We start from the raw sequence: 13,506 nt of genomic DNA on the forward strand, positions 1-13,506 counted from the left end.
GACGTCTTCAAGTATGGCCGAATATACGATGAGGCATATGGGACACGGAGTCGACGGCAGGACCACACCGGCAGCACACCTGGACGCGGATGCCGCCGCGACCATCGCCGCCACTCTTCAGGCGCTGGCCACCCCATCGCGGCTGATGATCCTCACCCGCCTGCGCCAGGGGCCCTGCCCGGTGGGCGAACTCGCCGAGGCGGTCGGCATGGAGCAGTCCGCGGTCTCCCACCAGCTACGGCTGCTCCGGGCGCTCGGCCTGGTCACCGGCTCCCGGCAGGGCCGCCGGATCGTCTACAGCCTGTACGACACGCACGTCGCCCAGCTCCTCGACGAGGCCGTCTATCACATCGAGCATCTGCGGCTCGGCGCGCGCGACCTGCCCGACATGGCGGAGAACGACGAAACCGGCAGGGCCGGAGCCGGAGAGAGGGCCGGAGCCGGGAAAGGAGCCGGTGGCACCGGGCGGCGGCCTCTCGGTCACTGACTCGCGCCGGACCGGCCGCGTCACGGACCGGCTGCGCGCCGGGGCGGCCCGCGCTACGGACGGGTTGCGCTACGGACCGGCCTCGCTCCGGGCCGCCCGCACCCGGCATGCGCCCCAGTGCTCCCGCACCCGGCATGCGCCCCAGTGCTCCCGTCCCCGGCGTGCGCCCCAGCGCTCCCGGACCGCCGACATCCGGCGTGCGCCCCCGCGCACGCGGTCCGGTTCCCCCCGCGTGCGCTTCCGCGCTCACCCGGTCCCGTGCGCCGCCAGCCGCTCCCGTACGTCCTCCGCCGAGAGGTAGACATCGGTGCGCTCGAAGTCGCGCAGGGTCGCGGGCTTCTCGGCCTGGAAGCCGGTCCGCACGAAGTCGTCCCCGGCGGTGGCGTTGATCAGCCAGTTCGCCACGGTACGGAACCTGGCGACGCCGGTGCGCAGCGCCAGCAGGTGGTAGCCGCGCGCCGCCACCTGGGCGGGCAGCCCGGTCAGCTCGTACCCCAGCGGCTTGGACACCGCGTCGATGCCGCCGAGGTCCACGACCAGGCCGAGGTCCTTGTGCCGGTACGGCGAGCGCGGCGCCCCGCGCAGCCCGGCGATGATGTTGCGCGCGGCGTGCTTGCCCTGCCGCTGGGCGTGTTGTGCGGTGGGCGGGCAGACCGCGCCGGCGCCCTTTGTCAGGTCCGGGACGGCCGCCGCGTCGCCGCAGGCCAGCACGTCCGGCATGCCCGGCACGGTCAGGTCCGCGTCGACGACGAGGCGGCCGCGCACGGTCTCCGCCCCCAGGGTGCCGATGAGGGGGCTGGCCGCCACGCCCGCCGTCCAGATCAGCGTCCGGCACGGCAAGACCCGCCCGTCCGTGAACTGCACGCAATCCTGGGTCACTTCGGCGACCGAGACGCCGAGCGACACCTCCGTACCGCGCTGCCGCATCAGCTCCAGCGCCTTCCGGCCGAGCCGGTCGCCCAGTTCGGGCATCAGCTTCGGGGCGATGTCGATGAGGTGCCACTTGATCTGGGTGGGGTCCAGCCGTGGGTAGCGCCGGGCGGCCGCGTTGGTGAGCCGCTGGAGGTAGGCGACCGTCTCCGTACCGGCGTAACCGCCGCCGACGACGACGAACTGGAGCCGCGCCGCGCGCTCTTCCGGGTTCGTCGAGGCCGCGGCGATGTCGAGCTGAGCGATGACGTGGTCCCGGATGTACGCGGCTTCGGCCAGCGTCTTCATGCCCCGCGCGTACGTCGTCAGGCCGGGGATGTCGAACGTCCGGGTGATGCTGCCGGGGGTCAGCACCAGACGGTCGTAGCGGATGTCGGTGGTCTCGCCCGTGATCAGCCGTACGACACAGACCTTCGCCGCGGTGTCGATGCCGATCACTCCACCGGGCACCAGCCGCGTCCGGCGCAGGATCCGCCGCAGGGAGGGCGCGATCGACTGCGGGGTGACCACTCCGGCGGCGACGTGCGGCAGCAGCGGCAGATACAGCTCGTAGTTGTTGGGCGTGACCAGCACGATCTCGGCGGTCTCGGCGGACAGCCCGTGCTCCAGGCCCCGGGCGCACTCCACCCCGGCGAAGCCGCCGCCCACGATCAGGACTCTGGGTCGTTCCATGACGCGTCCTCGCCTCTGTCAGCAGCTTTGTCGGCTCCCGGCCACGCTGGCACGGGGCGGCGGGGCCCGCCACCGCGCCCACCGGGTACCTCCTGCGACCGGGTGAGAAACACGCGTCCCGACTGCCGCGGCGCGTCCCGGGAAGCGCGATGCGTTCCGGGCGGTGCGGCGTGGTGTATTCCGGGCGGTGCACCGAGGCGCGTTCCGGGCGGTGCGGCGCGCCCCGGGAGTGCGGCGCGGCCCGGGCGTACGGCGTCTCCCGGCTCAGCGGCCGTCGCGGTGGGTGGGCCGGGGGCGGCCGGTGCGGGCGAAGTGCGGCAGGGAGATGCCGCCACGGTGCGCCGCCTCGCCGGTGCCGGGCCGTACGAACAGCGTGACGGTGACGCCCTCGGTGAACCCGTTGCGGCGCATCAGCGTCGCCGACGCCGTGTTGCCCACCTCGACATCGGTCACCACGGACGCGGCGCCGGCCTCCGTCAGCGCGGCGCAGCAGTCCTGCACCAGACGCCCGGCCACGCCGCGCCCCTGGAAGTCCGGGTCCACCGCGATCCACTCCAGGTAGCCCCAGTCCTCGCGCTGCTCGAAGGTCATCGAACCGAGCACGAACCCGGCGAGCCGCTCTCCGGCCAGGGCGACCCGGCAGGCCGGCACGGAGGCGTCGAGGTGGGTGGCGACGGCGGTCAGCGACCAGCCGGTGTACGGCATGGAGTCGGTGTCGTAGACCCGTTCCCCCAGCTCCAGGACGGCCGGGAGGTGCTCGGGCCGCAGGGGGTGCAGGGCGATCTCGGGGTCGTGCGCGGCCGGTGTCGGCATGGCCGGCGCTCCTTTCGTCGGGACGGCAACGGCAACGGTCATGAGGGCCCGGCCCATGAGGACACGACCGGTGAGGGCGCCCTCACGAGGACACGCCCGGGGCGCGCCCACCGGGACGCACAGGCGCAAATCCACCCTAATCGGCGCCATCTCAGTTTGCGGATGGGCCCCTGTAGTTTGCGGGGATGAGCACCACCGTCGCCGAGATCCTCTCCCTCCTGCTGCTGGTCTGCGTCCTGGTCTTCGCCGTACGGAGGCCGGGCGGCGCCCCCGAGGCGGTGGCGGCCGTACCGGCGGCGGGCGTGCTCGTCCTGGCCGGTGCGGTGTCGCCGACCGCCGCGTGGGAGCAGGTGCACACGCTGCTGCCGGTCGTCGGATTCCTGGCCGCCGTGCTGGTCCTGGCGTACCTGTGCGCGCGGGAGGGGCTGTTCGAGGCGGCGGGCGCGGCGCTGGCCCGGCGCTGCGCGGGGCGGCCGCGGCCCCTGCTGGCCGGGGTCTTCGTGCTCGCGGCCGCAGTCACGGCGGTGCTCAGTCTGGACGCGACGGTGGTGCTGCTGACGCCGGTGATCGTGGCCACCGCCGCGCACGCCGGCGTCCGCGCCCGGCCCCACCTGTACGCCTGCGCCCACCTGTCGAACTCCGCCTCGCTGCTGCTGCCCGTCTCCAACCTGACCAACCTGCTGGCACTCGGCGCGGCCGGACTGTCCTTCACACGCTTCGCGGCCCTGATGGCACTGCCGTGGGCCGTCGCGGTGGGCTCGGAGTACCTGGTGTTCCGGCGGTTCTTCGGACGGGAGCTGGCGGACGGCGCCGAAGAGCGCGGTGACGGAAGGCATGGTGGGCGGGGCGACGAAAGGCGCGGCGGGCGCGGCAACGAAGGGCACGGTGGGAACGGCGCCGCCACTGCGGATGCGCGCCCAGGGGGTGAGCACGAGCACCGGACCGCTCCGCCGTTCCCGGTCTTCGCGCTCGTGACCCTCACGCTGACGCTCGCCGGGTTCGTCGTGACCTCCTTCGCCGGGCTGAACCCGGCCTGGGCGGCGCTGGCCGGGGTGCTGGTCCTCGGGGCGCGGGCGCTGGCGCGCCGGGAGACGACCGTGCCCGGGATCGTGCGGGCCGCCAACCCGTTGTTCTGCCTCTTCGTGCTGGCCCTGGGGGTCGTGGTGGAGGCGGTCGTCGCCAACGGTCTCGGCGGGGCCGTCGACCGGCTGCTGCCCGAGGGCGCTTCGCTGCCCGCGCTCCTCGGTGTGGCCGTGTTCGCCGCGCTCCTCGCCAACGTCATCAACAATCTGCCGGCGGTGCTGGCGCTGCTGCCGGTGGCGGCACACGGCGGTGCCGGTCCCGTCCTGGCGGTACTGATAGGCGTCAACCTCGGTCCGAATCTGACGTACGTGGGCTCGCTGGCCACGCTCCTGTGGCGGCGCATACTCCAGGGCCGGGGCGACGCGCCGGACCTGGGCACCTTCACCCGGCTCGGCCTGCTGACCGTTCCGGCGGGCCTGGTCCTGTCGACACTGGGCCTGTGGGGCGCCTTGCGGGTCATCGGTACGTAGGGCCGAGCGCGCCGCCCCGGGCGTCCATCGAGCAGGCCCATGGCATGGGTTTGAGACAACTCCATTACGTATGTGCCGTCCGGACTGACGGTGGGACCAGCGGGTATGCCGTAGACACGTAGGGCGCAGCCGACGACCCGGACCCCGCCGGAGGCTGGCACCACGCGGATGCCGAACGCCGACGGTGGTCATTCCCGCCCGGATCGCGACGGGCGAGTCCCCCAACTTCCGTACGTCCCCACGGTCGGCGTGCGGCGGCATCACCCGCACAGGCACGGAGGTGGGGACAGGCATGGTGGATCAGGGGCGGAGTTACGCGAGCCGGGAGCGCGTGGTGGGCGCGACCACGGTGGTGGAACTGAGTGGGGAAGTGGACATTCTGGCGGCAACCGCGCTGACCGCGCGGCTCGACGAGATCACCGGTGCGCGCCACCCCGATCTCGTCCTCGACGTGCGGCACGTGACCTTCATCGACTGCTGCGGCGTGTCGATGCTGTGCCGCACCCGGCGCCGGGCCGAGGCCAAGGCGGGCCGTCTGCGGCTGGCCGGCGTCGCCGACAGCAAGAGCGTGCTGCGGCTGCTGCGGCTGACCGGTCTGCTGGCCGTCTTCGACCTCTGCCTCGCCCCGTGTCCGGACACGATGCCCCGGATCGCCCGCGAAACCCGAGCCGGGGCCCGTACCGAGACCCGCACAGGCACTTCCACGAACGCGCCTGGGGACGCCCCCGTGGACGCCCCCACCGGCAACGCCGTCGCCTGACGTCACATCACGTCAGGCAGGCAGTGCCCCCCTCGACCGCCGCCACCCTCGGCGCGGATGAGTCCCGTGAGGCGATCTTTTCGGCGCCCGCTGAGCGACCGCCGTTGCCGGCGGACTCGCTCAGGAACAGACGGTCTCCCTCAAGAACAACAGTGCCCGCACGCGCGTTCCCCCGGCGGCGCGCTGAGCGGACGCGGCGGCTACCGGCCGCGCGTTGCGACAGGTGACGGGTAATAACTCGGCTGTGCAATTGCTGTGCGGACACTATCTCCTTTCTGTGAGGGGCCGGTATCGGCCATGCTTTGTACCGCATTCATGGGTGAGGGCGGAGTGAGAGTATCGGGGAAGCAGCAGGTTGCGAGCCGATCGCTCAAGTGCCGCCACAGGCGCGGAGGATGGAGCCCGCGCGGACGTGCAGGTCGGCGTGGGCGGCCGTAGGCGCCGGAGCCTTCGGGGGAAGCGTTCCTGCCAGGAGGGAATTACCGGCGGCGCCGACCGGCGGTTTCCTTCCGGGGGATTGACCGGAAAGGTGCTGGACGCAGCAGGATTCGCCATTCCGCTTCCGTGGCTCATGTATCTCTCATGTTCGCGTGGCACGGTGAGGTTGCGTGTGCGAGGCGGCATCGGGTCTCACGTACGGACGTGCCCTTTTTCTGTGGTGGGACAGTCCGCTATTCCGGTGCCGTCCCGCCGGTAATGCACTGTTCCCCCGAAATACGGCCTCGGCGCACGGCCGTCGCCCCCTGAAGGCGCCGTCCGCGGCGGCGCCCGGCACGGTCGTGCCCGCGCCGGGAAACCACCGTCGCCCTGCGGTGCCCCGACCCCCTCCGCATCCGGGAGCAACCACCATGTCCGCCACCACTTTCGTGGACCGGCCCCTCAGCACCGAACGGCCGCGTGGCCGCTGGCAGTTCTGGCACACCCCAGCGGGCCGGCCGCGCTGGGACCGGCCCGCGCTCCTGGGCATCGCCGCGCTCGCCGCGGTGCTGTACGCCTGGAACATCACCAGCAGCGACTACGCCGGTTACTACGCCGCCGCCGTACGCAGCATGTCGGAGAGCTGGAAGGCGTTTCTCTTCACGTCCTTCGACCCGGCGTCCACCGTCACCCTCGACAAGATCGGCGGGTTCCTGTGGCCGCAGGCGCTGTCCGCGCGGCTCTTCGGGTTCAGCAACTGGGCCCTGACGCTCCCGCAGTGCGTCGAGGGCGTCGTCTGCGTCCTGGTGATCCACCGCACGGTACGGCGCTGGCGCGGTCCGGAGGCCGGCCTGCTCGCCGCCGGGGTGCTGACGCTCACGCCGGTGGCGGCGTCGATGTTCGGGCACGCACTGCTGGAGGCGCCGCTGACCATGTGTCTGGTGCTGGCCGCCGATCAGTGCGCCAAGGCGATGACCGACGGGCGGCTGCGGCCCCTGCTGCTGGCGGCCGTGTGGGTGGGGCTGGCCTTCCAGGCGGCGATGATGCAGGCGTGGGTCATCGTGCCGGCGCTGGCCGTCGCGTACTTCGTGGTCGCGCCGGCCACCTCGCGCAAACGGCTCGGCCACCTGCTGGCCGCGGGCGCGGTGCTGTTCGCCGTCTCGTTCTCCTGGGTCCTGCTGATGACCGTCGTCCCGAAGGACGCACGGCCGTACGTGGACGGATCGCGCGACAACAGCGCCCTGTCGATGGTGTTCGGCTACAACGGCTTCGACCGGCTCGGCTCCGGCTGGAGCATGGACGCCGCCAACAGTACGACGCCGGGCGCGGCGGGAGCGGGCGGCGGGCACGACGCCAAGAACGGTGCCGCGTCCGGCGACAAGGCCGGCGCCAAGACGGCCGAGCGCCCGCCGGGGGCCGGTTCCGGGCGGCACGCGCCCGGGAAGGACGCCGGCCCCGGCGCCAAGGGCGCGTCCGGTACCGGCCTGGCGCAGGGCGCCCGGCCGGCCCAGGGCGGCGGGTCGCAGGTGGCGGTGGGCGACCCCATCAGCGGTTGGCTCAAGCTCTTCCGCGCGCCCCTGGCCCAGCAGATCGGCTGGCTCTTCCCGCTCGCCCTGTCCGCGCTCGTCCTCGGCTTCGTCACCCGCCGCAGGCGGCCCCGTACGGACCCGGTACGCGGCGGCTACCTCCTGTGGGGCGGCTGGCTGCTGACGGCGGTGGCGGTCATGAGCGCCATCAACGTCCCGCACGCCACGTACATGTCCGCCCTGGCGCCCGGCCTCGCCGCGCTGTCCGCCGCCGGAGTCGTCACGCTGTGGCGCGCCCACCGCCGGGTGGCCGTGCATCGCGCCGGAAAGGGCGTCAAAGCCCTGCGTCCCTGGGCGCTGCCGGCCGTCGTCGCGGCCCAGGCGGCCTGGGCGGTGCACTTGGTCTCCGGCCACTCCGACTGGGTGCCGTGGCTGATCCCCGTCATCATCGTGACGGCACTCGCCGCTCTCGGCCTGCTTGCCCACGGCGTCCTCCGTGGGCGGCGTGCGGACGACGGGCCGGGCGCCGCCGGCGGGGCGGGCGGCGCCGGCGGACCGGCCGCTCACGAGGGCTCGGACGCGTACGGCTCTCCGGCGCGCGCCCGCGCCCGGCGGTCCACCCGCGCCCGGCGGATCGCCGTCGCCGGTCTGGTCGCCGGCTGCGTCACGATGGTGGCGGCCCCCGCGACCTGGTCGCTGTCCGTCCTGGACCCGCGCTACACCGGCTCCGCGCACTCGGCGTCCGCGGGCCCGCAGGACGCCACGCTGGGCACGCCCACCCGGCTGACGGACACGCAGCGCAAGATCCTCGACTATGTCGAACGGCGCCGCGGAGCAGCCGACTACGCCTTCTCGGCCGGGCTGCTCACCGCGGAGCCGTACATCCGCCTCGGCGGCGCTTCCGTCCTGCCGCTCGGCGGCTTCGCGGCCGGGACCGAACCGGTCACCCTCAGCGAGTACCAGCGGCTGGTGGCGGCCGGGAAACTGCGCTTCGCGCTCGTCGGCAAGGGGGACGACGCCGGTACGTCGCAGACGGCGCGGATCAGCCGGTGGGTGCGGTCGGCGTGCGAGAAGGTCGATCCGTCGGCGTACGACGCTGAGGCGGGGGACGGGAGCGGCGGCGCGTCCGGGGCCCCGACCGGAAAGCAGCGCGCGTCCGGGGCCGGCGCCGGGAACGGACCGCAGGCCGGGTCCGGGGCTCGCCAGGACCTCTACCGCTGCTCCCCCGAGGACACACGCGGCTGACCGGGGCCCGGGCGGCTGACCGAGGGTCCGCGCGACGCGTGGCTGACGGCGGACGCCCGCGGCTGACCGGCATCCCTTTGACCCTCTTGGCCCGTCGTGCCCCTCTTGACCCGTGAGCGAACGGGCCAGCACAGTACGGAGGACCGCTTGGTCCGACCGGTCTCCTGACCCCGCGTCAGGGAAGGTGGAGGGTGCCGTGCACAGCAGCCCGAGCGTCGTGCCGTCGGGCCCGGACACCGCCGTACCCGAGGCGGCCGTGCCGTCGAGCGCCGTGCCGTCGAGCGCCGTGCCGTCGGGCCCGGACACCGCCGTACCCGAGGCGGCCGTGCCGTCGAGCGCCGTGCCGCCCGTCGACGAAGCGGCCGCCGTGGCGTTCACGCGGGACCTGGTCCGGCTGCGGACCGTCAACGTCGCGGGCGCCACCACCGTCGAGCAGCCAGCCGCCGACCTCGTCTCCCGGCTCTTCACCGCGTTCGGCTGGACCCACGAGGTGATCGAGGTCGCCCCCGGGCGCCCCAACGTCGTGGCGGTGATCGAAGGCGGCGGCGGACCGGGCCGCACCCTGATGTTCGAGGGGCACACGGATGTCGTGACGGAGGGCGACGCGGCTGCATGGAGCGTCGACCCGTACGGCGCGGAGATCCGCGACGGGCGGCTGTGGGGCCGTGGCGCCGCCGACATGAAGTCCGGGGTGGCGGCCATGATCTACGGGGTGCGGGCGCTCCAGGAGGCCGGTCCGTTCCCCGGCCGGGTCGTCGTCGGCATGTTGTGCGACGAGGAAGGGCTGATGCTCGGCGCCAAGGCGTTCGCGGCTTCGCCGCTCGCCGCCGAGGTGGACGGCGTCGTCGTCTGTGAGCCGGAAGGGTACGAGATCTGCACTTCGGCCCGCGGCGGCATCCGCCTGCGGCTCGGCCTCCAAGGGATGATGGCGCACGGCGCGATGCCGAAAGAGGGCCGTAACGCCCTCGTGGCGGGTGCGCGCGTCGTCGCCGCGCTCGCGGCGGCCGAGGCGTGGGCGGTCCGGCGGTACGGTACCCATCCGCACGCCGGGACGGTGACCGTCACCCCGACGGTGCTGCGCGCCGGCGACCCCGACCAGCTCAACGTCATCCCCGGCCACGGCGTGCTCGGCATCGACGTACGGACCGTCCCCGGCACCGATCACGCGCATCTCATCGAACATCTGCGGCGGACGGCCGTGGCCGCCGCGGCCGAGGTGGGCGTCAGGGCCGAACTGACCGTCGTCGACGACCGGCCGGCCGTCGAGATCGCCGCCGGTCACCCGCTCGTCGTGGGCCTGGCGGCCGCCCACCGGCAGGTGCACGGCGTCGCACCGTCCTTCGGCGCGGTCCCCGGCACGACCGACGGGACGATCCTGACCCGTGACGCGGGCCTGCCGACGGTCGTCTACGGGCCGGGCGGCAAGTGGATCGCCCACCAGAAGGACGAATTCGTGGCGGTACGGGAGATCGCGGAGTACGCGCGGGTGTACGCCGTGGCGGCCCGGCACTTCCTCACGGGGGCCGGGAGCGGCACCGGTCACGGCACCGGTCACGGAAGCGGCCCCGGAGCCGGCCGCCCCGTACCCGCCCGCCCCGAAGGCGACGGCGCAACGGACAAGCCCACCACGGACAGGCCCACCACGGACAGGCCCACCACGGACAAGCCCACCACAGACGAGCCCGCCACAGACAGGCCCACCGCAGACAAGCCCACCGCAGAGAAGCCCACCACAGACAAGGAGCAGGCCATGGACGACACCGCCGGTGCGCCGGTCGAGTACGCGCAACTGTTCCGCCTGGACGGGAGGCGGATCGCGGTCGTCGGCGGAGCCGGCGGCATCGGCCGGGAGGTGGTGCGCGCGCTGGCCGCCCACGGCGCCGAGGTGACCGTCGCCGACCTGGACGCGGCCGGCGCCACCCGGGCCGCGGCGGCCGCGTCGGCCGAGACACCGGCCCCCGGCAGCCGGACCGGCACCGCGACCGCCTTCCCCCTCGACGTCCTGGACGCGGACGCGGTACGGGACGCGGCGGACCGGTGGGGCGCGCTGGACGGGCTGGTCGTCACCGTCGGCGTCAACGTGCGCAAGCGGATCGCCGACTACACCGCCGCCGAGTTCGACCGGGTGCTCGCCCTCAACCTGCGGGCGGTCTTCACGCTCGTGCAGGCCGTCGCGCCCGCCATGGCGGAGCGCGGCCAGGGCAGTGTGGTCGGCCTGGCCTCGATGCGCGCCTTCCAGGTCGAGCCGGGGCAGAGCGCGTACGCGGCCTCCAAGGCCGGGCTGGTGCAGTTCCTGCGGACGGCCGCGGCGGAGTGGGGGCCGCGCGGCGTCCGGTTCAACGCGGTGGCACCCGGGGTGGTCCGTACGCCGCTCACCGATCAGATCGCCGCCGACCCGCAGTGGTACGACGCCTACGCGCAGGCGTCCGCGCTGCGGCGCTGGGCCCGTGCCGACGAGGTCGCGGGCGCCGTCACGTACCTCGTCTCGGACGCGTCCACGTTCGTCACCGGGAGCGTCCTGACGGTCGACGGCGGCTGGACGGCGGTCGACGGCCGGTACGAGCCGTCCGTCTGAGACTCCGCGCGGCGGACCCGATCCAGCCGACTGCCGCCCCACCGGCCACCGGACAGCGCCCCCGGCCCCCCCCAGACAACGCAGCCCCCGGAGCCCCATGCCCCCGCACCCCGCCGACACCACCACGACCACCACCTTCACCGTCCCCGGCCTGGCCGCCCCCGTGGAGATCCGCGTCGACCGCTGGGGCGTGCCCCACCTGTACGCCGCCTCCCGGGACGATCTCTTCCTCGCCCAGGGCTTCAACGCCGCCCGGGACCGGCTCTTCCAGATCGATCTGTGGCGGCGCCGCGGACTCGGCCTGCTGTCCGAGGTGTTCGGGGAGAGCTGCCTCGAACACGACCGGGCGGCCCGGCTCTTCCTGTACCGCGGCGGCATGGCCGACGAATGGTCCGCCTACGAGCCCGGCACGGAGCGCGACACCGAAGCCTTCGTGCGCGGCGTCAACGCGTACGTCGCGCTCTGCCGGGCCGACCCCGCGCACCTGCCGCCCGAGTTCACGCTGCTGGGCCACCGGCCCGCCTACTGGGAGCCCGCCGACGTCGCCCGTATCCGCAGCCACGGCCTCTTCCACAATCTGGAGCAGGAGGTCGCCCGCGCGCTGACCCTGCGCGACCACGGCCCCGACGTCGAGGACCTGCGCCGGGTACGGGAGCCCGCGCACGACCTCCGCGTACCGGAAGGGCTGGATCTGTCCGTCATTCCGGACGACGTGCTGCGCGTCTACCGGCTGGCCACCACCCCGCCGTGGGAGAGCGGCGGGCCGGCCCGGGGGCCGGACGGCAGCAACAACTGGGTGATCGCCCCGTCCCGTACCGCCACCGGCCGGCCGCTGCTCGCCAACGACCCGCACCGCGCCGTCACCCTGCCCGCGCTGCGCTACCTCGCCCATCTGTCGGCCCCCGGCATCGATGCCATCGGTGCCGGGGAACCCGCGCTGCCCGGCATCTCCGTCGGCCACAACGGCCGGATCGCCTTCGGCCTGACGATCTTCCCCGTCGACCAGGAGGACCTGTACGTCTACCGCACCAGCCCCGCCGACCCCCGGCAGTACTGGTACGACGGCCACTGGGAGCCCATGCGCCACGTGACCGAGACGGTCCCGGTGCGCGGCGCGCAGCCGGTCACCGTCGACCTGTGGTTCACCCGGCACGGCCCGGTGATCCACGACGACCCGGAGCGCGGCACGGCGTTCGCGGTACGGGCGGCCTGGCTCGGCCCCGGCATGGCCCCGTACCTGGGCAGCACCGGATACCTGACGGCGGACGGGCCGGACGCCTTCGTCAGCGCGCTGCGCCGGTGGGGCGCGCCCGGCGAGAACCAGGTCTACGCGGCCCCCGACGGGACCATCGGCTGGCAGCCCGCCGGCCGGGTCCCCGACCGCCCGAACTGGGACGGCACGCTGCCGGTGCCCGGCGACGGGCGCTACGAGTGGGCGGGCTGCCACCCCGTCGAGACCCTGCCGTCGGTACGCGACCCCGCCCAGGGCTGGTTCGCCACCGCCAACCAGATGAACCTCCCGCCCGACTACCCGAACGCCGACCGGACCGTCACCTACGACTGGCACGCGCCCACCCGCCACGACCGGATCGCCGCGGAACTGGCCGCGCGCACCGGCTGGACCGTCGCGGACTGCGTACGCCTCCAGACCGACCACACCAGCCTGACCGCCCGCCGCGTCCAGCCGCTGCTGGCCGGGGTCAGCAGCGACGACCCGGACGTGGCGTGGGCACTGGAGCGGCTCCGTACCTGGGACGCCGGGCTGACGTCCGACTCCGTGCCCGCCGCGCTCTTCGAGGTCTGGTACCGGCGGCACCTGCGTCCGGCCGTCCTGGGGCGAGCGCTGTCCCGGCTGCTGCCCCCGGACCGGTGCGCCGCCGCGCTGGCCCGTGTCCTGCCCGCGGACGAGGCCGCCACCAGCGACCCCCGGGTGGACCTGGACCTGCTGCTCACCCCGGGCGGCCGGCTCGGCCCCGACCCGGACGGCGCCCTGCGTACGGCCGTCCTCGAAACCCTGCCCGCCGCGCTCGCCGAACTCGGGCGGCTGCTGGGACCGGACCGCGACCGCTGGACCTGGGGGGCGCTGCACCAGGCGGAACCCCGCCATCCGCTCGCCGCGTGGCTGGGGGAGCGGGCCCCGCACTGGACCCGGATCGGGCCCGCGCCGCGCGGCGGCAGCGGTGACACGGTCGACGCCACCGCGTACGGCGCGGACTTCCGGCAGACCTCCGGTGCGACCTTCCGGCTGGTGATCGACGTCGGCGGCTGGGACGCCTCGGTGGCCATGAACGCGCCCGGCCAGTCCGGCGACCCGGCCGGTCCGCACTACGGCGATCTCTTCGCGGACTGGGCGGCGGACGGCGCCTTCCCGCTCCTGTACGGCCGCGCCGCGGTCGAGCGGCACACCACGCACGTGATCACGCTGAAGCCGCCGGAAGGGCCGGGCACGGACACTCCGCCGGACCGCCGTGATTCAGATCACGGGAATTATGGTGTAACAAACCACCGGTAAGTGCGCGATGAATAAA

General features: G+C 74.1%; 8 protein-coding genes. 6 read left to right on the forward strand and 2 right to left on the reverse strand.

The annotated features are described in order from the left end of the window. Positions 1-37: 37 nt before the first annotated feature. Complete coding sequence (locus tag ACH4EB_RS21660; RefSeq protein WP_398349176.1) at positions 38-487, forward strand: ArsR/SmtB family transcription factor; 450 nt, start codon at positions 38-40, stop codon at positions 485-487. Between the two features lie 246 nt (positions 488-733). On the opposite strand, the gene ACH4EB_RS21665 is transcribed toward ACH4EB_RS21660, so the two are convergent. Further along, positions 734-2,089: an NAD(P)/FAD-dependent oxidoreductase gene (locus ACH4EB_RS21665; RefSeq protein ID WP_398349177.1), complete on the reverse strand. Its 1,356-nt coding sequence runs from the start codon at positions 2,087-2,089 to the stop codon at positions 734-736. 264 nt (positions 2,090-2,353) lie between these two features. Further along, positions 2,354-2,902: a GNAT family N-acetyltransferase gene (locus ACH4EB_RS21670; RefSeq protein WP_398349178.1), complete on the reverse strand. Its 549-nt coding sequence runs from the start codon at positions 2,900-2,902 to the stop codon at positions 2,354-2,356. A gap of 185 nt (positions 2,903-3,087) precedes the next feature. On the opposite strand from ACH4EB_RS21670, the gene ACH4EB_RS21675 reads away from it, so the two are divergent. From ACH4EB_RS21675 to ACH4EB_RS21695, 5 genes are all read left to right on the forward strand, one after another. Further along, positions 3,088-4,455, forward strand: coding sequence for an SLC13 family permease (locus tag ACH4EB_RS21675; RefSeq protein ID WP_398349179.1), 1,368 nt, complete (start codon positions 3,088-3,090; stop codon positions 4,453-4,455). Between the two features lie 292 nt (positions 4,456-4,747). Then, complete coding sequence (locus ACH4EB_RS21680; RefSeq protein WP_398349180.1) at positions 4,748-5,215, forward strand: STAS domain-containing protein; 468 nt, start codon at positions 4,748-4,750, stop codon at positions 5,213-5,215. An 848-nt stretch (positions 5,216-6,063) separates the two neighbouring features. Continuing rightward, positions 6,064-8,403: an ArnT family glycosyltransferase gene (locus tag ACH4EB_RS21685; RefSeq protein WP_398349181.1), complete on the forward strand. Its 2,340-nt coding sequence runs from the start codon at positions 6,064-6,066 to the stop codon at positions 8,401-8,403. 196 nt (positions 8,404-8,599) lie between these two features. After that, positions 8,600-10,978: an ArgE/DapE family deacylase gene (locus ACH4EB_RS21690; RefSeq protein WP_398349182.1), complete on the forward strand. Its 2,379-nt coding sequence runs from the start codon at positions 8,600-8,602 to the stop codon at positions 10,976-10,978. A gap of 97 nt (positions 10,979-11,075) precedes the next feature. Further along, on the forward strand, positions 11,076-13,490 hold the full coding sequence (locus ACH4EB_RS21695) for a penicillin acylase family protein (RefSeq protein ID WP_398349183.1): 2,415 nt from the start codon (positions 11,076-11,078) through the stop codon (positions 13,488-13,490). The last annotated feature ends 16 nt before the right edge of the window (positions 13,491-13,506 follow it).

The sequence above is a fragment of the Streptomyces sp. NPDC018045 genome, from assembly GCF_044327445.1.
Classification (GTDB): domain Bacteria; phylum Actinomycetota; class Actinomycetes; order Streptomycetales; family Streptomycetaceae; genus Streptomyces.

Coding starts and splice junctions, on each gene's coding strand:
- ACH4EB_RS21660 (WP_398349176.1), top strand. CDS start 38: ATGGGACACGGAGTCGACGGCAGGACCACACCGGCAGCACACCTGGAC.
- ACH4EB_RS21665 (WP_398349177.1), bottom strand. CDS start 2,089: ATGGAACGACCCAGAGTCCTGATCGTGGGCGGCGGCTTCGCCGGGGTG.
- ACH4EB_RS21670 (WP_398349178.1), bottom strand. CDS start 2,902: ATGCCGACACCGGCCGCGCACGACCCCGAGATCGCCCTGCACCCCCTG.
- ACH4EB_RS21675 (WP_398349179.1), top strand. CDS start 3,088: ATGAGCACCACCGTCGCCGAGATCCTCTCCCTCCTGCTGCTGGTCTGC.
- ACH4EB_RS21680 (WP_398349180.1), top strand. CDS start 4,748: ATGGTGGATCAGGGGCGGAGTTACGCGAGCCGGGAGCGCGTGGTGGGC.
- ACH4EB_RS21685 (WP_398349181.1), top strand. CDS start 6,064: ATGTCCGCCACCACTTTCGTGGACCGGCCCCTCAGCACCGAACGGCCG.
- ACH4EB_RS21695 (WP_398349183.1), top strand. CDS start 11,076: ATGCCCCCGCACCCCGCCGACACCACCACGACCACCACCTTCACCGTC.